Origin of the sequence: Flavobacterium sp. NG2 (genome assembly GCF_034119845.1) — a bacterium.
GTDB lineage: Bacteria > Bacteroidota > Bacteroidia > Flavobacteriales > Flavobacteriaceae > Flavobacterium.
The window spans coordinates 1,341,212-1,364,749 of the sequence record NZ_CP139420.1 but is presented as its reverse complement, the minus strand read 5'-3'; the positions used below and the strand labels follow the sequence as shown (position 1 = coordinate 1,364,749).

Here is a 23,538-nt window from a genome sequence, read left to right as displayed (position 1 = left end):
CCATGTCATCACCAAGTGTAAGTGCCTACTGAACCCCCATCTAAGGAAGTGGTAATCCATTTTCCATTAGACTTAATATTAAATACCTCAGTGGTAGTCCCGTCATTTTCTACTAGTAGCACTTTTTTTCCTGTAGGCGTGAGAAAAGCTACATTGTTTAAGTTTCCACTTACATTGCTACCTATTCTGATAGAACCAGCAGGAACAAATTTTGAGGCATGAGCAATAATGTAATAAGCCACATTGCGTTCAAAGTTTTCGCTAGAATGTATTGTCAAAGCTCCTTTGCATGTGGTACAGCCGCCAGGCGTATGTGGACCAAAAGTGCGCGAATTGGCTAAATTCCATTCCAATGCATTTTTGCTCCAATTACGCATAGAACCAATAATCACATTTTTTAAATGCCATTTTAAATCCCCTTTAAAATCGCCATTGGAAGCGGTGAATTGTTCCGTGAAATATACATTCTTAGCAGGAAACGCATCGTGAAGCGCAGTTAAGGCACTAATGTCACCAGCGTATAAGTGAAAAGCCGTTCCATCTACAAAAGTGGATGCGCTTGTATCACTCAGCACTGCAGTAGCATATTGAATCGTATCACAATTGTGATCGTAAGCAATAATTTTTGTATTAATATTTGCTGCCCTAAAAGCAGGCCCTAAATTGTTTTTTATAAAATTGGTCTGTTCTAACGCAGACATCTCCATGCTCGGATTATTACCGCCGTGCAAAGGTTCGTTTTGAGGTGTAACAGCATCTATGGTTATACCCTCGGCTTTCATTTGTTGAATGTATTTTACAAAGTATTGGGCATATACCTCGTAATATTTTGTTTGCAAATGACCTCCAATAAAACTAGCATTATCTTTCATCCAAACAGGGGCAGACCAAGGGGTCGCTATTATTTTAATAGTTGGATTAATCAATAGAATTTCTTTTAACAGTGCAATAACCCCAATTCTGTCAGGATCTAAACTAAATTTTGATAAACTCAAATCCGTTTCTCCATTAGGTAAATCATTATACGTAAATGGAGAGGAGTTCAAGTCTGAAGCACCAATACTAAGTCGGAGATAACTCACCCCAATTGAATTGTCATTGTTACCAAATAATTCTTGAAGAAGCTCTTTTTTCTTAATAGCCGTTAGTTGGTTAATCACTTCAGCGCTTCCGCCTGTTAGTGTGTATCCAAATCCATCAACGGTTTGGTATTTTTGTGATTCATTTACTTCGATAGTGGCATAACCATTCACACTATTGCCAAAACCCAAAACTCCTGATTGTTTGCTCAGTTTTACGCTTTGATCTCCTTTAGTTAACCAAAAATCAACATCATTCGTTATTGTTACAGGAGGGATAGTCTCTACGATAGTATCACTAGCAGATGAGCAGTTTATTTGCAAAAGGATAACTCCTAGAAATAAGGTTTTTCTAAACAACAGACTTAGATTTTGATTCATTTGGATAGTTTTTAGTAAATTAAAGTTTGAATGGCATGTGCTGGAATCTCTAGCACCGTTTTCTCAGAACCAACAAATAAACTATAAGTGATTTTTTTATCAGATTGATTCATTACTACAGTAACCATTTTACCATCAGTATTAAGGAAAGACGTACTTAACAAACTACTTCTACTAACTGCCGAGTTTACTCTTTTGGCATTAGGACGAATGAATTTAGAGAAATGACCTAAATAGTAATAAGAAGGAGTATAGATTAATTCTCCCGTGTTAGTATCAGCATGAATAGGTGCGAAACATAAATTACCTACATGATTTGGACCTCCGTTTTGGTCTAATAAAATATTCCAGTCTGTCCAACCTACCGTTCCGTTATTGAAATCATTAATCATATCAGTACCGTATCGCTCTGCATTAGGCCAGTATTGGTATTTTTTTGCATCAAATTTTTCGATACATCCTTCGGTGAATAAAATATTTTTTGATGGAAAAGCTTCATACACTGCTCTCACATTGTCAAACATTTGTGTTCCACCTGACCATTTTTCATACCAATGGTACCCAATTCCCCAAGCGTACTTTGAAGCTTCAGGATCAGAAAAAATAGTATTGGCTCTGTGAGTCATCAAGTCGCGGTTATGATCCCAAACAATAATTTTTTTATCTGCCAAACCTTCTTTTTTCATGGTTGGCCCTAAATGATTTTTAAGAAAATCTCTTTCAGCCTCAGCACTATAAATGCAAGACTCCCAGATTTGAAGAGCCATTGGCTCATTTTGAATGGTAAGCCCCCAAATTGGTACGCCTTCTTTTTCATAAGCCTTGATAAATTTAGTGTAGTAGTTAGCCCAAGTTTGGTAATATTCCGGTAACAATGTACCCCCTTTTAGCATATCGTTATTGCTTTTCATAAAAGCAGGTGGACTCCATGGCGAAGCATAAGTAAGTAATTTTCCGCCAGCAGTTTTTATAGCTTCCTTAATCATCGGAATGCGATATTGCTTGTCATGCTCTATAGAGAAGGTTTTCAATTCTTTATCACCTTCTTTTATATAGGTGTGACTATGACTACTGAAATCTGAACTGTGGATGGTTGTTCTTAATAAAGAATATCCAATTCCTTTTTCTTTGTCATAATAGGCATTTAATAATTCTTGTTGTTTGGCTTTGTTTAGTTTGGCAAAAACTTCTGCACTAGCATCAGTTATGGCACCACCAATTCCTAAAAAAGTTTGGAATGTTTTTGACGGCTCAACAAAAACACAAACCTCTGTTTCAAGTGGCTGTTTTGCCGGTGTAAAAACCAGATTGTCAGTATGAGCTAATCTTAAGTTTGTGCTATCTGCAGTGGTATAAACAGTTATTTTTTTTCCATTAATAACATAAGCTTGCTGTTCCTTTTTAGACAATTGCTGTTGAGCAAAAGCACTAAAGGAAAAAAGCAATACCATGATTTTTAAGCTATTATTTTTCATTTATTTTAAATTTAACACCTAATTATTCGTTTGTAAAATTTTGTAAACGAGATATTTAGTGTATGGTTAAATGTTAATGAGTCGTTGAATTTTGAAAATAGCCTATATCTAAAAAGAGTATAGGCTATTTAACCAACTAACCACAAACTAACTAATCTTAATTACTACCTCTCATTTCAACATTAGTAATTGAAATTCCTGTAGTACCTATGTTTTCACCTCCGCATTTAATGACTAAATAAACAGTTCCTGCTTCTGTAAAACGAACGGTGTTTCCAGATCCAGTACAACCCACTACGGATAATTTTCCTGAAAATGGAGCATTACCACATCCGTCCCAAGTACTTAGTCCCATTCTTTTACCATCGGCACTATAATCCGAATTTTGAACAGGAGCCGTTTTGGAAACAAATACTTCAAACCAAGTGTTTGATGCGCCACTACCAGATACTTTCATATCAATTTTGTAATCTTTATTGGCCTGAACTTGAACAGCTTGGTAAATCCCTTGTTGACTCCAACCTCCGCCTTTTATGGTAGCACTACCATTATTAAACGTCCAAGCCGCTCCTGAAGCACTTATGTTCAAAATTGTCCATTTAGCATGGTCTGTGGCGCTTTCAAATTTTCCTCCTTGAATTATATTCCCAGCCACAGGATCTGAAGTTGCCACTACAATCTGCTTAGTAGCTGTTTTTGTTGCTCCACCTTTACCAATTGCAGTATGAACGATTGTATAAGTACCAGCGTCAGGGAAGGAAACGGTTTCAATCATTTTACCTGCATATTCACCCTCGCCAACATCCCATTTTGAAGCCAGTACATTATTAGTCTGAGCACTTAGAGTATATTTATTTACTGCTCCCGCAACAGGAGTTATAGTGAATGAGGCATCCACATTAGCATCTGTTAACCCGTTGCCATTACCTACTTCATCAGGTTGACAACTATTAAGTATACCTAATGTTGCCAAAGCAAACATTAGGTAAATTCCTTTATTTAAAACTATTTTTAATTTCATCTTCTTTAATTTTTACGATTAGTTGTAATTAGGATTTTGAACAATTTTAGTGTTTTCCAATTCTTTTAAAGGAATAGGCCAAATTTCATTTTTCCCAGCTGTAAAACCTCTACTTGCTAATGCTGTAGCTGCTTTTCCTGTTCTCACTAAATCAAACCATCTATGACCTTCTCCTGCCAACTCTAATCTTCTTTCTGCTAGGATAGCATCCATAGAAACAGGTACAGATGACAAACCAACTCTAGCTCTAACAGCATCTAACAAAGCCTGTGCTCTTGTTCCTGTTGCACCAAGCGCTTCGGCTTCCATCAAATAAGTATCAGCCAAACGCATAGCGTATATATTTTGCTTATAATTTAAAGCAGAGGCTCCACCACCTGTTGAAACATCAGAGTTTAATGGCATAAATTTTTTCAAGAAGTAACCTGTATCTTTATACCCAGGAGAATAATCTGCTTGTCCAGCATCTTTTAATGCTTTCATATCCATAATAGTCGCATCAAAACGAGGATCTGATTTTAAAGCATCGTATAAATTTTGAGTTACAGGGTTAAAACTCCAACCTGAAGCATAGTCTGGTGCAGTAGAGCCTGATGTTCTAGAATAACTTCTAGGTCCTACCATTACATTTACAGTATTTCCTTCATCGGCTCCTGATCCCCAAAAGCCCCAATCAGCATTACTTTTGTCAGTATGAGTAATTTCGATAATAGATTCAGTATTAAACTTGTTGCTAATAGTCCATAAATCCGAAAATTTGCTCAACAATTTATATCCATATTGACTGGTACCACCTGGTGTTCCATTTACAGCAGCTAAGGCAGCAGCAGCTTCAGTCTTTTTCCCTTCATACAAATACACTTTACCTAATAAAGCTTGAGCAGAACCTTTAGAAAAACGTCCCCCTTCAGTAGCTACATTAGTGATGGTGTTAGGTAAATTAGGCAATGCTTCATTCAAATCTTTCTCTATTTGAGCATATACTGCAGCAGGAGTTGCTTGTACAACATTGTATATTTCAGTCGTTGCAATTGGCTCTGTAATTAAGGGTACATTTTTAAAAGTTCGAACCAACTCAAAGTAATAGTAGGCTCGCAATACTTTAGCTTCAGCCGTAAATCTTACTTTAGTGGCCTCATCCATTGGTACATTTGGCAATTTTTTAAGCAAAATATTGGCTCTAAAAATACCTTGGTAAAAATCATTCCAATAACTTGCAGGAATAGTAGATGGACTAATAGTATAATCAGAAAAAGATTGAATTCCTGTTCCGTCAGTAGCACCACCACCACCAGCAAAAAAGTCATCAGAACCTGCATTTAACATGGTAAGCATATTTTCAAATCCCCTAGATTGTTTTCCTATAACATCATAAACGGCAATAAGTCCAGAATAAGCTTCCGATTCGTTTGTATAATAATTGTCCTCTAATGCAGTCCCTTTTGGCTCCACATTCAAAAATTCCTCACTGCATGAAGTTGCTGTAAAAAGCACAACAGAAGCAATAAGTGAAAATTTTATATTTTTAAGTTTCATAATATTATCTTTTTTAAAATTGTAAATTAACACCCAACATAAATGTTCTAGCTTGCGGATAAAATCCTCTATCAATTCCCATTACACTTCCTCCAATTTCAGGATCATATCCAGAATATTTTGTAAAAGTGAATAAGTTCTCCGCTGTTAAATAAATTCTAGTTTTATTCAAACCTACTTTGCCAATTGCATCTGTTGGCAAAGAGTATCCTAATTGAATCGTTTTAAATCTTAAATAATCACCATCTTCTAAATAAAAATCTGACGGGTTATTAAAGTTTTTATTCGTGTCATTAGTTGTTAATCTTGGAAAAGTATTTGAAGTTCCTTCACCTGTCCAACGTCCTAAAGCAGTAGTTTGATAATTAGCATTTCCAATATCTAGTCTGCGCAATCCTTGAAAAATTTTATTTCCACTAGCCCCTTGAGCAAAAACTAGCAAATCGAAATTTTTATAATCTAAATTGATTGTGAAACCAAAAGTATATTTAGGTATTGGACTTCCTAAAAATTCTCTATCATCAGATGTGATTTGACCATCTCCATTAACATCTTTCCAACGGAAATCTCCAGGAACTGCATTTGGTTGAATCAACCCACCAGATGTATTTTTGTATTCGTTAATTTGTGTTTGATTTTGAAAAATACCTTCTGTTTTAAAACCATAAAAAGCATTATAAGGCTGTCCTACTTGAACTCTTGTAATAGGATAAGTACTCGATTGAATGGTTTGTCCACCAGATAAGAAATCAATACCATTTCCTAAGTTAGTCACTTTGTTTTCTAAATAAGATACATTGGTATTAACCGACAGATTTACTTGTCCGATTTTTTTTCGGTAACCCAATTCTAAATCAATTCCTCTGTTTTGCATGTCGGCAACGTTCCCAACAGGATTTCCAGTTGAACCAACATAACCAGGGATGGTAACATCTTGCAAAATTCCGCTAGTTTTTTTATCATATAAATCTACTGCTAGATTAAAATCATGAAAAAGTGTAGCATCAAAACCAATATTAGCTTGACTAGTCTCTTCCCATTTCAAGTCAGGATTTGAAGGAGCATTAGGGCTGTTTCCAATAGTTACAGATCCAGAAGTACCAATGGTGTAATTTCTTCCTCCACCTACAGTAGCTAAATATCTAAAATCTCCAATAGCATCACTACCTGTAACTCCATAACCTCCTCTAAATTTCAATTGATTGATTACGTCATTATCTTTCCAAAATGCTTCTTTTGAAGGCACCCATCCTAATGAGAATGATGGAAATGTCCCGTACTTATTATTTGATCCAAATCGTGAAGACCCATCTCTACGAATAATACCTGTAAACAAGTATTTTTCGTTATAATCATAATTTAATCTTGAAAACAATGATGTCACTATGTGCTCTGAACCAGTATAGGCATAAGCGCTAATTTGATCTGTTGGAACACTAAAATTAAACGAAGCATCTTCATGACTAGTAACTGGAATATCAAAATAAGTTACACCACTACCGCTTGTAATATTATCAACATAAGCACCTTGACCTACTAAGACACTAAAATTATGATCTTTAATACGTTTTGAATACGAAGCGATATTTTCTATATTCCAACCAAAACCAGTATTTGTGTTTCTTGAAATATTATTTTGGGCTGTAATATTTGTAGCGTTTAAGTAGGATACAGGTGTAAAACTTTCACCACCCCAATACGCTAATTTCCCTCCAAGAGTAGACCTGAATTTCAAGCCACTTATTGGCTCATATTCTAAATATGCATTTCCAACAAAATTATCAGACCATCCGTAGTTACCTAATCTAGTTTGAACATACGCCAGTGGATTTGACATTTCTTGACCAACAAGAGACGAAATTCCGTAAGGATTACCATTAGCATCTCTAATAGCACCATTATTAGTATACGGTGATTGATTAGCAACAACAGGATCTGTCACTACAATAGGAGTTAATGGATCAAGATTAATTGCAGAACTCAATGGACCTCCAAACTCACTATTGGTATTCCCTAATCCAACATTTTTTTCTCTAGAATACCCTAAAGTTTGTCCCAAAGTAATTTTTTTACTGATTTTGTGAGTAGAGTTCAATCGAATGTTTTTTCTGATATAATTTGAAATATCAGTAGTGACAATACCTTCTTGGTCTAAAATCCCAAAAGACAAATAGAATGTTGACACATCATTTCCACCACTTAAACTTAATTCATGTCCAACTCGTTTGGCACTATTGTTAAAAATAGCGGACTGCCAATCCGTTCCTTCACCATAAGAACTTGGGTTTGGGAATTTTATAGCTCCACCACCTGCAACCGAAGCCTCATTCATCAAAGTAGCATACTCACTTCCATTTAACAAGTTTAATTTCCTAGCTGGAGCAGATACTCCAGTATAGCCACTGTAACTCACATTGATTTTTCCTGATTTTCCTTTTTTGGTTGTTACAAGTATAACACCAGCCGCAGCTCTTGCACCATAAATAGCTTGCGAAGCAGCATCTTTTAATACTTCTATCGAAGCAATATCCGATTGATTAAGGAACCCAATTCCTCCAGCATCAACAACTACTCCGTCAACAACCCATAATGGTTCATTGCTTCCAAAAGTAGTAACACCTCGAACCCTAATGGTTGAAGACGAACCTGGTTGCCCCGAATTAGCAGCAATTGTCAAACCTGAAACCCTTCCTTGTAAGGATTGCTCTACTCTAGTAATTGGTAGATCTTCTAAATCAGTAGCTTTTATACTAGAAATAGCTCCAGTTACGACACTTTTCTTTTGAGTTCCATAACCTACAACCACAATTTCCTGTAAACTTTCGGTTGATGGTTTAAGTTTGATGTCAATCTTAGTTCTTCCATTGACTACCTCTTGGGCTTTGTTGTAACCCAAATAAGTAAATTCTAAAGTTGCTTTTGCTAAAGCTTTAATCTTATACACTCCATCAAAATCAGTTATTGAACTGGTAGAGGTTCCTTTCACTAATACCGTTACACCTGGTATAGGAAATCCGTTTTCGTCATAAACTTTCCCGCTTACAATTACGTCCTGCGCATGCAAGTAAACTGAGAATAGAATAAATAAATAGCAAAAGAAGTGCTGTTTTGTAAATTTCATATTCATAAGAATTTTGGTTAATTATTTAGTAATTCCTTGCAATACTACATGCTTTTTTACGGAATAAGTAATTTTTAAATATTACAAAAACACATCAAAAGCAATTTTTAAACCATACAAAAACACATCAATTAAATTACAAAACACTGTTTAACAATATATTATATATTTACAAGCATTGTTATTAATTTGTTAATAGTCAACAAAAAACACTACATTTATCTAATACTTATAAAATCTCGATTTTGTTCATAATGAGTAATGATATAGTAACAAAACCCGATTTTTTTAATTTTCCAAACAACAACTCAGTCATTGAATTATAATTTAATTATGCGTTTATCTGTATTTATCATTTTACTTCTAGTAAAAACAACTTGCCTTTTTAGTCAAATTAAAAATATTGGCTTGCCTGAAATAACAAACTATAAAAGGTCTGAATTTAAGGGGGCAGCACAAAATTGGAATATCAACCAAGACAAAAACGGCAATTTATATTTTGCCAACAATAGTGGGCTATTACAGTTTGACGGAGTCAGGTGGACCAAATATCAATTACCAGTAATACCTGTTGTGAGAAGTTTAAAAATAGCTCCTTCAGGAAAAATATTTGTAGGGGGATATAATGAATTTGGATATTTTGAATCAAATTCGAATGGAAAATTAATATACCAGTCTATTTCAAATTTGATAAAAAGCAAAAAAAACGAAGTACTTGATATGATATGGAAAATACATTTTTACAAGGATGAGGTGATTTTCCAGACATTTAATGCAATCTACATCTATAAAAATAATAAGTTACGCACTCTAAAAGCACCCAATAAATTTCAGTTTTCCTTTCAGCTAAAAAACAAAATTTATGTTCAAGATGTCGTTCAAGGGCTAATGGAATATAAACAAGGTATCTTATTTCCTTTAAAAGGCACTACAGCATTAAACAATACTGAGATATGGGGAATATTCGAACAGCCAAATAATGAATTATTAATAGCTACACTTGATAGAGGGCTTTTTACATATAAAGATTCCAAGATAGAACCTTGGAATACAGATGTCAATGCATTCATCAAAAAGAACAGCTGTCTTGGAGGTGTTAGAATAAACAAGAATCAGATTGTGATCAATTCTATTTTAAATGGTGTTGTCATTTGTGATAATAACGGAAAGATAATTCAACATATCAATCGCGAAAAAGGGCTTCAAAACAATACAGTACTTACTTCATTTGTTGACAATAGGAATAATTTATGGCTGGGTCTCGACAACGGAATATCCTTTGTAAATGAAAGTTCACCCTTTACTTTCATGGACTATAGTTTCGGAATCAGTACTGTTTATGCTTCGGTGCTTCATAATGGATATTTGTATGTAGCAACTAACCAGGGGCTTTTTTATCATTCTTGGAACGAACAGTTTAAGGAAGACGGTTTTGTTCTTGTAGAAGGAACCACGGGACAGGCATGGAATATTCAAGTAATAGACAACCAATTAATATGTGCTCATAACAGAGGTGCCTTGGTTGTTTCGGGGGGAAAATCGACTAAAATAGGTGATGATGTCGGTTATTGGACATTTAGAAAATCGGCAAATAATCCTAATTATTTAATAGGCTCGTCTTATAATGGCTTCTCTGTATTCGAAAAAAAATCAAATGGTTGGGTGTTTAAAAACAGAATAAAGGGATTCAACAAATCAGTTGAAACTTTTGAAATTGATGAGAATAGTATTTGGTTAAAAAAAGATGATATTGTTTATCAACTTATGTTAACAGCTGATTTTAAAATTAAATTAGTCAAAAAACACCAAAACCTATCGCCTTCCACAAGAGGCATTCAAAGTTTTCAACGATTAAATGGAGCTATCTGTTTTCAAAAAAACAATCAATTTTTCAAATATTCGTATGAACAAGAATTATTCTACGAAGACAAGGGCTTGACTAAATTATTCAAAAATATTTCCCCTATAGATTATTTTCATGAAGACAGACTAGGTAACATATGGTACATTTTTAAACAGTCATTAGGGGCATTGATGAAGAAAGAAAAAGGAATTTATAAAAATGAACTCGTTCCCTTTTCAAATCTTACAGGCAATCTAGTTCCGGATTTTTTATCCGTAAATACTATTGACCCAGAGAATATTTTAATAGGTTTAACCGATGGTTTAGCACATTACAATTCTAAGGCTTCAAATAATTTTATTGCAAAACCCAAAGCTTTTATACGTACGCTTACCGTTCCTTCAGATACGTTATATCTAAGTAATATTAACCCAAAAATGGAAGACTTGAAGTTTCCATATAGTTCAAACCAAGTTAAATTTACCTTTTCCTCACCTGCTTTTGAAAACCTTCAAAACATTGAATTCTCATATAAATTAGTAGGTTTTGATAAAAAATGGAGTGCTTGGTCAACAAATTCAATTAAGGAATATACTAATTTGAGAGAAGGTAATTATTTGATGAAATTGAAAGTAAGGAACAGTTATGGTATTCAATCGGATGAAACTACTGTTGAATTTGCAGTTTCCCCACCTTGGTACCGACATTTTTTGGCTTATATACTCTATTTGGGTCTTGCCGTAGCTGCAGTAATTCTTATTCGTAAGCGAATAAAAATGAAAATAAGGAAAAACAAATATTTTGAAAAAATAGAACAGCGAAGATTATATTTGGAGAAAGAAACCAAAATTTTACAGGAGCGCTACAAGCTTGTCAAGGAAATTGAAAAATTGGAAAACGAGAAACTTCAGATGAAACTTCTTGCGAAAGACAAGGAGCTCGTAATGAATTCATTACAGTCAGTTAAAAAGAACAAAATCTTGAATGGCATCATCAGTAAGCTAAAAGATTTTAACATAAATTCCTTTGATGAATCAACCAAAACTCAATTTAGCAGATTAAATAAAAGTATTGTCAAAGAGGTTAATTCAGATAAAAGTTGGAAAGATTTGGAAAAACATATTAAAAATGTACACTTTGATTTCTTAAAGCGACTAAAAGAAAAATATCCAACAATTTCACCTCGTGAATTAGATCTTGCTACCTATCTACTCATGAATATGTCAACCAAAGAAATTGCCGATGTGATGAATATTTCGACTGGTGGTGTAGAATTGGCGCGTTATAGATTAAGAAAAAAATTAGAACTCAACAAGAAGGAAAATCTAACCGGATTTTTAATGAGTATTTAACCTCTAAAAAAAATGGGTCCTTTATTTAAAAACAAAAGACCCATTTTATAACTAAAAGAAATATCTATTCTCCTAAAAATTCCAATGTGCGTTCTAATGCCATACCTCTAGAACCCTTAATTAAAATTATACTATTTGTTATCGAAGTATTTTGAAGATACTCTTTAAAGTCTGAAAAAGTCTTGTAAAATTTAAAATTAGGTTTGCTATTTCTACTTTCATAAAAAGCTTCACCTATAAAATAACATCCAATTTCTCCGTCAATCAAATCGGATTCGACAATAGCCTTGTGTTCTTTTAGACTATCGACACCTAATTCAAACATATCCCCCAGAATCATCACCTTATTTGATTTTCCTAGCTGAACAAAATTTTGAATAGCAACCAACATACTACTAGGATTTGCATTATAAGCATCCAAAATAATTTCATTCGAACCCTTAGTTAATAATTGCGAACGATTATTCTCAGGAACATACCCTTCTAAAGCCTCTTTTATTGCCAAATCATCCACCTTAAAATACTTTCCTATAGTTAGTGCTGCATTTAAGTTGTTTGCATTATACAAGCCAATTAAATGAGAGGTGATTTTTATATCTGAAAAAACTACTTCTACAAACGGATTGGCTGCAACCGAATCAATATTAACATCTGCATTCTTCTTCCCTACTCCAAAAGTGTATGAATTTAAATGCCTTGTTTTTTCAACCTGAATAGTGTCTTCTAAATTTACAAATGCAAGAGCTTTACTCTTCAATAAATATTGATACATTTCACTCTTCCCCTGAATTACTCCTTCAACACCACCAAATCCTTCCAAATGTGCTTTCCCAAAATTTGTGATATATCCATAATTAGGCTTTGCTATCTCACAAAGAAATTCAATCTCTTTCTTGTGATTTGCTCCCATTTCGACAATACCAATTTCAGTTTCAGAGTTAAAACTTAGCAAAGTCAATGGTACACCAATATGATTATTTAGATTGCCAATTGTTGCTTTTGTATTATACTTTTTCGAAAGTACTACTTGAATTAATTCTTTAGTTGTTGTTTTACCATTACTTCCTGTAAGGGCTATAATAGGTAATTTCAAAAAATCTCGATGAAAACTAGCCAACTGCTGTAAAGCAACCAAACTATCTTCAACTAGGATTGTTCTCTCATCAATATAATAGGACTCATTATCTATTATTACAGATGACGCACCTTTTTCTAAAGCTTCTTTCGCAAAAGTATTAGCATCAAAACGCTCACCCTTAATAGCAACAAACATTGAATTCACTGCAATTTTACGCGTATCAATTGAAACCCCACTAGATTCCAAAAACAAACCATGAATGTAATTAATATCCATTTAAAACATATTTAAAAAAATAAAAGCCCTAATCAAAGGGCTTTTTATTAATACTATTGTCTAACTTATTTTAATTTCTAGCAGACTTTCTTTTTTCAGACTTAGGTCCTACTTTAGACATCGCACATCTAAATCCGATATAATCAGTAGCCATATCTTGAGGGAAATACCTTCTTTGTGCAGGATCTAACCAATAGGCTCTATCTCTCCATGAACCTCCCTTATAAACTCTTACTTCATCATTTATTAAAGTTGTTCTTTTACTAGACCTATCATACTTCCTAACCATTGACCCTAAACTATCTACTGTTACATTATGCTTAGGAGAATTATACATGTCTGTTTTTGACTTGTCAGTATTAGCTTCAGAAGATCCAAAATTATAATATATTGAAGATTGTTTATCTCCATCTCTATAATTAATATTATTACTTCTGTCAAAATTTTGTCTCAAGTAAGTTTCTTGTTCATCAACCGGAACCTGTGCAATTTGACCTGGAAAACTTCTTGACATAATTTTTCCGTTACTCAAAGTATCGTACTTAATACTCTCCTTAGTTACGATTTCAACTTTTCCATCTTTACCTATTTTATTTTTGGTATACATATTACCTCTAAAATAGTTAAAATCATTAGCTTCGTTATCAATAATAGGACGATAAACATCCGCAACCCATTCTGCAACGTTACCAGCCATATCATATAAACCAAAATCGTTTGCTGGATACTTTTTTACCTCATTAGTAATATCCGCACCATCATCAGACCATCCAGCTATACCACCGTAGTCACCATTACCTTGTTTAAAATTGGCTAACTGATCACCTTTTGATTGTCTTTTTCCTGAGCGAGTGTAACTTCCAGACCAAGGATATTTTTTCTGACCTTTATATGTATTGTATTCTCTTTGACCTACATCTGCAGCTGCGGCATATTCCCACTCAGCTTCAGTTGGCAACCTATATTCAGGCAAAACAATTCCTGAAGAACGAGTTGCATATACATTCTTTTGCTCTTCTCCTTTTTTGACCTGTCTTCCTTGTGGTCTCTTTAACACTACCCCATCATTCTTAGCTCCATAAGCTGAAGTCGGACTTATTATATAGGTTTCTGTATCAAATATACTTTCTGCATCAACTTCATCTGTTTTTGCATTTTTCTTCAGATAACCACTTTTTTCTAAAATCGCTTCATTTACACGATTAGTTCTCCATTTACTAAACTCTACCGCTTGAATCCAATTAACTCCAACCACCGGATAACTAGCATAAGCTGGATGCCTTAAATAATTATTAGTCATCGTTTCATTATAACCTAAACGATTTCTCCAAACTAAGGTATCAGGTGATGCTCCAAGATAGATATGCTTATAGCCTTCTTCAGTTGGTGGAAACACTTTTTTAACCCAATCCAAATATTCTAAATACATGAAATTTGTAACTTCAGTTTCATCCATGTAAAAAGACTGAACGTGCTGTTGTGTTGGAGTATTATTCCAATCATGCATAACATCATCCTGAACTTTACCCATTGTAAAAGTTCCTCCTTCAACAAACACTAAACCAGGACCAGCAGTTTGTTTTTTGCTACTAGCCACTTTTTTCCCACTAACATCCCATCCAGTCGCTCGAGAAGCACTACTAGAACTTGACTTTTTACTACAACTAGAAAAGCCTACAACAATCAGCGCCATAGACAAAACAAATCGCACGATTACATTCTTGTTTACTTTCATACTTTATTAAGGTAATATTTTAATGTGCTGCAATATAATAATTAACCATTAACTGACAACACTAATAAAAAAAAATTATCAGCTATACTTTGATAAATCAAAATACACTAAAACAACGCAAAAATATACTATTTATTATTTAATTTCACATTAAATGATTTATTTTTACCCATTATTATCATTTAAGAACAACAATAAATTTAACGGTAAAATGAGAAAATTACTCACTATATATATATTCTTCTTCACATTTTCTGTTATTTCACAGTCAAAAGGAGATATTAACATCAATTGGCTAGACAATACAGAAGTAGATTACGGTCAATTCAAAATTAATATACCCAATTTTTCAGGAAATAATTTTCAATTTGATTTTACCAACAAATCTATCCATTATATATTAAAACTACCTGAAAACGTAGCATTTGACGAAAACAACATACAAATAACGAACTTAAGTTATGAAAACATTAGTCTTTCCCAACTTGGCGAACTCAATCTTGAAAACATACCTACCAAAGTATCCGCTACTATAAACAACACAATATCAAGAGATATCATTCAATCTTTTTTATCTATTTCACCTATTATAAAAGACGACTTTGGATATAAAAAAATAACATCTTTTACCTATAATGTAAATATACAAAACTCTTTTTCAAAAAACAGCCTAACCAACAAAACAACCACCAGCAATATCATTACAAACTCAGTACTAGCATCCGGAGACTGGTACCGTTTTTATATTGAAAAATCAGGGGTATACAAAATAGACAAAAACTTTCTTCAACAACTTGGCATCAACTTAAACAACGTAAACCCAAAAAACATTAGATTATTTGGTAACGGAGGAAGAATGCTCCCTTTATCAAACCAAACCTTTTACCCATTAGACCTAACAGAAAACGCCATCCAAATTATTGGAGAAAATGACGGTAAATTCGACAATGATGACTACATACTTTTTTACGGAGAAGGAACAGACACCTGGAATACTGAAAGCCAAACATCAATAAATATCTACGACAACAAATCCTATTACTACATAAATATTCAAGGAGAAGAAGGCAAAAGAATACCCGAAACCACACAACCTACAGGTAATTCCACACTAAATATAACCAACTTTGATGATACACAATATCATGAACTTGATTTAGTTAATATTGCTAATTTAGGACGACAATGGTTTGGAGAATCTTTCGAAATAAAGAACACTCAAGAATTCTTATTTAACTTCCCAAATATTGACAACTCAACACCCGTAAGTCTAAAAGTTTCTGTAGCTGCCGTAGCATACACCGCCACTTCATTTAAAGTTTCAGCTAACAACACTGACATTGGAACGATTAATTTATCGTTGATTTCAGGTCCATTTAGCGATACTAAATACACATTCAACACACTTAGCTCCTCCTTTAGTGGAACTGAAAACGTAAACATAAAACTCACCTACAACAACAATAATGCTGCAGGTTCTAAAGGTTATTTAGATTACATCCAACTTACCGCCAAAAGAAATTTAACTGGAATTGGAAAACAATTTCATTTCCAAAACAATTCATCAAGTTCAAATTTAGGTATTGCAAACTACATCATCTCGAATGCAAAAACTATTTCACAAGTTTGGGACATTACAGACATCTACAATGTTAGCAAATACAGCAACAACAACCAAGAATCCTTTTCTTTTAAGTCCAACATGGGAACACTTAAAAAATTCATTGCAGTTGACAATGATTTCTTAACTCCATTAAAAGAAAATAACTCAAAAATTACAAACCAAAACATTAAAGGAACTATATTCTATGACAACAAGGGACAATTTCAAGATATTGATTACGTTATAATAACACCTAATTTCCTAGTTAACCAAGCTGAAAAACTTGCTAATTTTCACCGTTCTTACTCTAGTTTAAACGTAAAAGTCATTAGCTTAGAATCAATTTATCAAGAGTTCGCCTCAGGCAAGCAAGATATCGCAGCTATACGTAATTGCATAAAATACATTTACAAAAACAGCTCTTCAAACAATAAAAGATTAAAATACATTAACTTATTTGGAGACGCCTCTTATGACTATAAAAACAGAGTTTTAAACAATACAAATATCGTCCCAATATACCATGCTTTAAGAGGACACACAATTGGCGAAGCTTCATTTGCCTCTGATGACTTTTACGGCTATATGGACGACAACGAAGGAAATGTAACCAATTCATTTGGAGGTATCGACATCGCTGTAGGAAGAATGATTTTTTCTGACACAAAAACAGCAGAAGAAATGGTAAACAAAGTAATTGAATACCATGATGAAAAATCATATGGTAACTGGAGAAACAATTTCGTAATGATTGCCGATGATTCAGACAGAACAACCGATATTACATTACAATCTCGCCAAAATAACCTAACAGATGTTATTAGCTCAAAAAAACCTTTTTTAAACCCTACTAAAATATTTTTAGACTCCTACACACAGGAAACTTCCTCTGGAGGAAATAGATACCCTAAAGCAAGAACCGAATTTTACAATGCTTTCGAAAAGGGAGCACTAATATTTAACTACCTAGGACACGGAGGAGAAGACGGTTTAGCAAGTGAAAGAATCTGGGAAAAATCAGACGGTCAAAACTTACACAATCAATACAAATACCCATTATTCGTTACAATCACTTGCGATTTTTCTAGATTTGACAATCCAAGTCGACCTACTGCAGGTGAATACACTTATTGGAACCCTAAAGGAGGAGCAATAGCTATGCTTACCACTATCAGAGCAATTTCCCAATCAACAGCTGAAAACTTTAACGACATCATATTCAAATATCTTTTATCCTATGATTCTGATCAATATACAACTATTTCAGAAGCCTTACGATTAGCGAAGAACAGCAGCCCAAGCTCTTCTTCAAATGTTGTTTTTTACATTGGAGACCCTGCTCTTATGCTAGCTATACCAAAACCTAAAATTCGATTAACAAAAGTAAACGACGTACCAATTTCACAATCTACAGAAAATTTTAAATCATTAGACAAAATTAAAATAACTGGAGAAATAACCGACGAAAACAACATCCTACTTTCAAATTATTCCGGGGAGGTCTTTACTAAGATATTCGATAAAACAATCGTAAAAAAAACACTCAACAACGACGGAAACAGCCCCCCTATAAACTTTAACACCCTAGGTGAAACTATCTTTAGAGGAAACTCATCTATTTCAAATGGACAATTTGAATTTAGCTTTATAGTCCCTAGAGACATCCGGATTCCAATTGGAAAAGGAAAAATTAGTTTTTATGCTAAGAAAAACCAACAATTAGAAGACAAAGTAGGCTACGACTCTACTATTAACATTGGAGGAGTAAACGAAAATGCACCTGCGGACAATATTAATCCAGTTGTTAAGTTATATATGAATGATCAATCTTTTGTTTCTGGTGGAATCACAAACTCATCTCCCTTTATATACGCTATACTTGAAGATGAAAACGGAATAAACACAGCAAGCGGAATTGGTCACGATATTACAGCCGTTTTGGATGGTGATGTAAGCAACCCATATATATTAAACGATTATTATCAAACTAATTTAGATGATTACACAAAAGGCTCTGTTCGATTCCAGTTGCGTGACCTCGCCCCAGGATTGCATACAATTACATTTAAAGCTTGGGACGTCTATAACAATCCTACAACTACAGAAATACAATTTCTAGTAGTAGGTGACGAAACAATAACATTAACTAATGTATTGAATTACCCAAACCCTTTTGTAAATTATACTGAATTTTGGTTTACACACAATAGACCTTTTGAACCTTTAGAAGTTCAAATTCAAATATACACCATAACAGGAAAAGTAGTCTGGACAAAAAACCAAATCATCACAACTCAAGGTTTTTTATCAAAAGAAATCACTTGGGATGGTAAAGACGATTTTGGTAACAAAATAGGAAAAGGTGTATACGTTTATAAACTAACTGTTAAATCAAGTTTGACGAATAAAAAAACTGAAAAAATCGAAAAACTTGTGATACTTTAATAAAATACTATATTTGTCAAATAAATTTTTACATTAAAATGAGAAAATTAATTCTTCTAACTACTTGCTTATTTGCCTTTTCATTCAATTATGCTCAAGACAACAGGGTAATCACTACAGGTGTTCCATTTTTACTAGTATCAGCAGACGCAAGAGCCGCAGGTATGGCAGACATAGGAGTTGCAACTTCCGCAGATGCATTTTCTCAACAATGGAATCCTGCAAAATATGCTTTTGCAAGAGACAAACAAGGAGTTTCACTAAGTTACACTCCATACCTAACTGATTTAGCTAACGACATCGCTCTTGGCCAATTAACATACTATAATAGAATCAATGAACGTTCTGCTTTTGCGACTAGCCTTCGTTACTTTAGTTTTGGAGAAATTGAATTAAGACAAACTGGAGAGCCTAATGAAATTACGAGAAACGTTTCTCCAAATGAATTAGCGCTTGACGGATCTTACTCATTAAAACTAAGCGAAACTTTCTCTATGGCTGTAGCTGGTAGATACATTCGTTCAAACCTTAAAGTTGCCGATGCAAACAATGATGCTTCTGCCGCAAGTTCATTTGCTATAGATGTAGCCGGATTTTATCAATCCGAAGAATTGGCTTATAGCGATTTTAACGGAAGATGGAGGGCTGGTTTTAACATTCAAAATTTAGGCCCTAAAATAAGTTACGATAACGACGATATAAGTTCTAACTTTTTACCTGCAAATTTAAAACTTGGAACTGGTTTTGATTTTATTTTTGACGATTATAATAAAATTGCATTAAATTTAGAATTCAATAAATTATTAGTACCAACTCCACAATTTGGCATTGACTTAAACAATGATGGGATTGTAGACTCTGAGGATACTATAATAGCAAATGAAAATTACAGATCAATTGGATGGTCATCTGGAATCTTTAAATCATTTGGAGATGCTCCTGATGGAATTAAAGAAGAGATGAAAGAAGTAACTTACGCACTTGGTGCTGAATATCTATATCAAGACTCATTTGCAATGCGTTTAGGATATTTTAACGAAAGCGCTGTAAAAGGTGCTCGTAAATATTTCTCGCTTGGAGCAGGTTTTAAATACACCACTGTTAAAATTGATGTTTCTTATTTATTCTCAGCTTCAAAAGTTAAAAACCCACTTGAAAACACCTTGCGTTTTTCTTTAACACTTAACTTCGGAGACAAATACGATGAGTATTAATCTTAAAGGATAAAACGAATTCAAAATCCAAATTTCACATAAATGAAATTTGGATTTTTTATATACTTAAATATGAAAGAATTAAACATCAATAGCCAGTTTACCATCTACGAAAACATTAATGAATTACCAATCCAAGTTCAAAACATATTAAAAGAAGCTGTCAAAATAAGAGAAAAAGCGTACTCACCCTATTCACAGTTCAAAGTAGGAGCAGCAATTTTATTAGAAAACGGAAAAATAATTCTAGGTTCTAACCAAGAAAATGCCGCTTACCCTTCAGGTCTTTGTGCTGAACGTGTTGCCATTTACCAAGCAGGCTCCCTTTACCCCGACATAACAATTAAAACCATAATAATATCTGCCGCTTCTGACACAAAAGAAACATCCACACCTATCCCACCCTGTGGTGCTTGCAGGCAAGCAATTGCAGAATACGAAATAAAACAAGAGGAACCAATTGAAATATATTTTACTGGAGAAACAGGTGCAATCTACAAATCTGCATCGCTAAAAAACTTACTCCCGTTATTATTTAACAAAAACCTCTTGTAATAATACTAAAAATCAGCATTAAAATTTTAGTTCTTAATTGTAATGTCCTATTTTTGCAATTCGCAAATTTGTTCGATTAAACTATTTTGCGATATGTTTAACAATTGACAACACAATAAAAACTTTATCAAAAGAATAATTTAGATGAAAGAAGTTACAAAAGAGGTTTATTTAAAGTGGTATGAAGACATGCTACTTTGGAGAAAGTTTGAGGACAAACTTGCGGCATTATACATTCAACAAAAAGTTAGAGGTTTTCTACACTTATACAATGGTCAAGAAGCAGTACTTGCTGGAGCTCTTCACGCAATGGACTTAACCAAAGATAAAATGATTACCGCTTATAGAAACCACGTTCAACCTATCGGAATGGGTGTTGACCCAAGAAGAGTAATGGCTGAACTTTTAGGAAAAGCAACGGGTACTTCCAAAGGTATGGGAGGTTCTATGCATATTTTCTCTAAAGAACACCGCTTTTACGGAGGACACGGTATCGTTGGAGGACAAATTCCTGTTGGAGCTGGTCTAGCTTTTGGTGACAAATACAACAACACTGGAGGAGTAACAATGACCTATTTTGGGGATGGAGCTGCTCGTCAAGGTTCTTTACACGAAGCTTTCAACATGGCTATGCTATGGAAATTACCTGTAGTTTTTATTGTTGAAAACAATGGTTATGCTATGGGGACATCAGTTGAAAGAACTGCCAATCATACAGACATTTGGAAATTAGGATTAGGATACGAAATGCCTTGTGGTCCAGTTGACGGAATGAATCCTGTAAAAGTAGCTGAAGCTATGACAGAAGCTATCGAAAGAGCTCGTCGTGGAGATGGCCCAACTTTCTTAGAAATGAAAACATACCGTTACAGAGGACACTCAATGTCTGATGCTCAATTGTATCGTTCTAAAGAAGAAGTTGAAGAATACAAAAAAATAGATCCAATTACACAAATATTGGATGTTATTAAAGATAAAAAATACGCTACAGAAAGCGAAATCGAAGTTATTGACCAAAGAGTAAAAGACTTAGTTCAAGAATGTGTAGATTTTGCTGAAAACTCACCGTATCCAGAAATACAACAATTATACGACGTAGTGTACGCACAAGAAGATTATCCATTTTTACCTCATAAACTATAAAATCAATTATGGCTACAATTATAACAATGCCTCGTTTGAGCGATACAATGACGGAAGGAACGGTAGCGACTTGGCTTAAAAAAGTAGGTGATAAAATAAGCGAAGGAGATATCCTAGCTGAAATTGAAACTGACAAAGCTACTATGGAATTTGAGTCTTTCAACGAAGGAACTCTTTTACACATTGGTATTCAAGAAGGAGAAACAGCTCCTATCGATTCATTATTAGCAATAATAGGAAGCGAAGGCGAAGATATTTCAGCTCTTATTGCAGGCGGCGCTTCAACTGAAGCAGCTCCAGCAGCAGTCGTTGAAGAAACAAAACAAGAAACACCTAAAGCTACTGCAGCTCCTGCGTCTTTACCAGCAGGTGTAGTGGTAGTAACCATGCCTCGTTTGAGCGATACAATGACGGAAGGAACAGTTGCTACTTGGTTAAAAAAAGTAGGCGATACTGTAGCCGAAGGCGACATTCTTGCTGAAATCGAAACAGACAAAGCAACAATGGAATTTGAGTCTTTCAACGAAGGAACTTTATTATACATTGGAATCGAAGAAGGTAACAGCGCTCCAATTGATAGTTTATTAGCTATCATAGGACCTGCTGGAACTGATATTTCTGGCATAGCAGAAGGATTTACTGTAGGAGGTGCTGCACCAGCAGCTACTGCTACCAAAACAGAGGAAGTAAAACCTGTAGCTACTGCTGCAAAAGCTCAAGAAACTACACCAGCAGCAAACACAACTACTAATGGAGGAAGAATTTTTGCTTCACCATTAGCTAAAAAAATTGCAAGTGACAAAGGTGTAAATTTAGCACAAGTAAAAGGATCAGGTGAAAACGGACGTATTGTAAAAAGCGACATCGAAAACTTCACTCCTGCTGCCGCCGCTCCTGCTGCACCAGCAAAAGGGGAAGCTACTTCTGCTCCACAAGTTTACGTTCCTGCTGGAGAAGTAGTAACCGAGGAAATTAAAAATTCACAAATGCGTAAAATCATTGCGAAACGTTTAGCTGAATCTTTATTTACTGCTCCTCACTATAACTTATCTTTAGAAGTTTCTATGGACGAAGCTATGAAATCAAGAGCTATTATCAACACAGTTCCTGACACAAAAGTTTCATTCAATGATATGGTAATCAAAGCTTGTGCAATGGCTTTGAAGAAACACCCAAAAATCAACTCTCAATGGAGAGAAGATGCTATTATCATCAACCACCACGTAAACATTGGTGTTGCTGTAGCTGTTGAAGACGGTTTAGTTGTCCCTGTATTGAAATTTACAGACACCATGAGTTTATCTCAAATTGGCGGAAACGTTAGGGATTTAGCAGGAAGAGCTAAAAACAAAAAACTAGGACCTGCAGAAATGGAAGGAAGTACGTTTACTGTTTCTAACCTTGGAATGTTTGGTATTACTGAATTTAATTCAATCATCAACCAACCTAACTCTGCAATCCTTTCAGTAGGAGCTATCGTGGAGAAACCAGTGGTTAAAAACGGCCAAATTGTAGTAGGAAACACAATGATGTTATCATTAGCTTGTGACCATAGAACAATTGACGGTGCTACTGGAGCTCAGTTCTTACAAACATTAAAACAATACATCGAAAATCCAGTTACTATGCTAGCTTAATTTTCAATTAATATTCTTAAAAAGCCGTTTTGATAAATTCAAAA

The 23,538-nt window shown here is 34.3% G+C and carries 13 protein-coding genes; 6 read left to right on the top strand and 7 right to left on the bottom strand.

The window, feature by feature from the left end; all coding sequences use genetic code 11:
- Nucleotides 1-8: 8 nt before the first annotated feature.
- From SLW70_RS05835 to SLW70_RS05815, 5 genes are all read right to left on the bottom strand, one after another.
- On the bottom strand, nucleotides 9-1,460 hold the full coding sequence (locus tag SLW70_RS05835; RefSeq protein ID WP_320891114.1) for a glycoside hydrolase family 30 protein: 1,452 nt from the start codon (nucleotides 1,458-1,460) through the stop codon (nucleotides 9-11).
- A gap of 11 nt (nucleotides 1,461-1,471) precedes the next feature.
- Nucleotides 1,472-2,935, bottom strand: a complete 1,464-nt coding sequence (locus tag SLW70_RS05830) for a glycoside hydrolase family 30 protein (protein WP_320891113.1) — start codon at nucleotides 2,933-2,935, stop codon at nucleotides 1,472-1,474.
- Between the two features lie 157 nt (nucleotides 2,936-3,092).
- A complete protein-coding gene (locus SLW70_RS05825; RefSeq protein WP_320891112.1) occupies nucleotides 3,093-3,956 on the bottom strand; it encodes a hypothetical protein in 864 nt (287 codons plus the stop codon).
- Nucleotides 3,957-3,974: 18 nt separating this feature from the next.
- Nucleotides 3,975-5,492 carry a RagB/SusD family nutrient uptake outer membrane protein gene (locus tag SLW70_RS05820; protein WP_320891110.1) on the bottom strand — a complete coding sequence of 506 codons (1,518 nt, stop codon included), beginning with the start codon at nucleotides 5,490-5,492 and terminating at the stop codon, nucleotides 3,975-3,977.
- Between the two features lie 13 nt (nucleotides 5,493-5,505).
- Nucleotides 5,506-8,613, bottom strand: coding sequence for a TonB-dependent receptor (locus SLW70_RS05815; protein ID WP_320891109.1), 3,108 nt, complete (start codon nucleotides 8,611-8,613; stop codon nucleotides 5,506-5,508).
- Nucleotides 8,614-8,946: 333 nt separating this feature from the next.
- On the opposite strand from SLW70_RS05815, the gene SLW70_RS05810 reads away from it, so the two are divergent.
- Nucleotides 8,947-11,808 carry a triple tyrosine motif-containing protein gene (locus tag SLW70_RS05810; protein ID WP_320891108.1) on the top strand — a complete coding sequence of 954 codons (2,862 nt, stop codon included), beginning with the start codon at nucleotides 8,947-8,949 and terminating at the stop codon, nucleotides 11,806-11,808.
- Nucleotides 11,809-11,872: 64 nt separating this feature from the next.
- Here SLW70_RS05810 and SLW70_RS05805 read toward each other — a convergent pair whose 3' ends face one another.
- The gene (locus SLW70_RS05805; protein ID WP_320891107.1) at nucleotides 11,873-13,162 is read right to left on the bottom strand and encodes a UDP-N-acetylmuramoyl-tripeptide--D-alanyl-D-alanine ligase; all 1,290 of its coding nucleotides are present in this window, start codon (nucleotides 13,160-13,162) and stop codon (nucleotides 11,873-11,875) included.
- A gap of 70 nt (nucleotides 13,163-13,232) precedes the next feature.
- Complete coding sequence (gene gldJ / locus SLW70_RS05800; RefSeq protein WP_320891106.1) at nucleotides 13,233-14,897, bottom strand: gliding motility lipoprotein GldJ; 1,665 nt, start codon at nucleotides 14,895-14,897, stop codon at nucleotides 13,233-13,235.
- A 211-nt stretch (nucleotides 14,898-15,108) separates the two neighbouring features.
- On the opposite strand from gldJ, the gene porU reads away from it, so the two are divergent.
- The 5 genes from porU to SLW70_RS05775 all read left to right on the top strand — a co-directional run bounded on the left by porU (nucleotide 15,109) and on the right by SLW70_RS05775 (nucleotide 23,494).
- On the top strand, nucleotides 15,109-18,945 hold the full coding sequence (gene porU / locus SLW70_RS05795; RefSeq protein WP_320891105.1) for a type IX secretion system sortase PorU: 3,837 nt from the start codon (nucleotides 15,109-15,111) through the stop codon (nucleotides 18,943-18,945).
- Nucleotides 18,946-18,983: 38 nt separating this feature from the next.
- Nucleotides 18,984-20,159 (top strand): type IX secretion system outer membrane channel protein PorV, encoded by a 1,176-nt coding sequence (gene porV, locus SLW70_RS05790; protein WP_320891103.1) that lies wholly within the window; start codon nucleotides 18,984-18,986, stop codon nucleotides 20,157-20,159.
- Nucleotides 20,160-20,231: 72 nt separating this feature from the next.
- Entirely contained in the window at nucleotides 20,232-20,714 is a 483-nt protein-coding gene (cdd, locus tag SLW70_RS05785) for a cytidine deaminase (RefSeq protein ID WP_320891759.1), read from the top strand.
- Nucleotides 20,715-20,858: 144 nt separating this feature from the next.
- Nucleotides 20,859-21,857, top strand: a complete 999-nt coding sequence (gene pdhA, locus SLW70_RS05780) for a pyruvate dehydrogenase (acetyl-transferring) E1 component subunit alpha (RefSeq protein ID WP_320891101.1) — start codon at nucleotides 20,859-20,861, stop codon at nucleotides 21,855-21,857.
- 8 nt (nucleotides 21,858-21,865) lie between these two features.
- Nucleotides 21,866-23,494: a pyruvate dehydrogenase complex dihydrolipoamide acetyltransferase gene (locus tag SLW70_RS05775; RefSeq protein WP_320891100.1), complete on the top strand. Its 1,629-nt coding sequence runs from the start codon at nucleotides 21,866-21,868 to the stop codon at nucleotides 23,492-23,494.
- The last annotated feature ends 44 nt before the right edge of the window (nucleotides 23,495-23,538 follow it).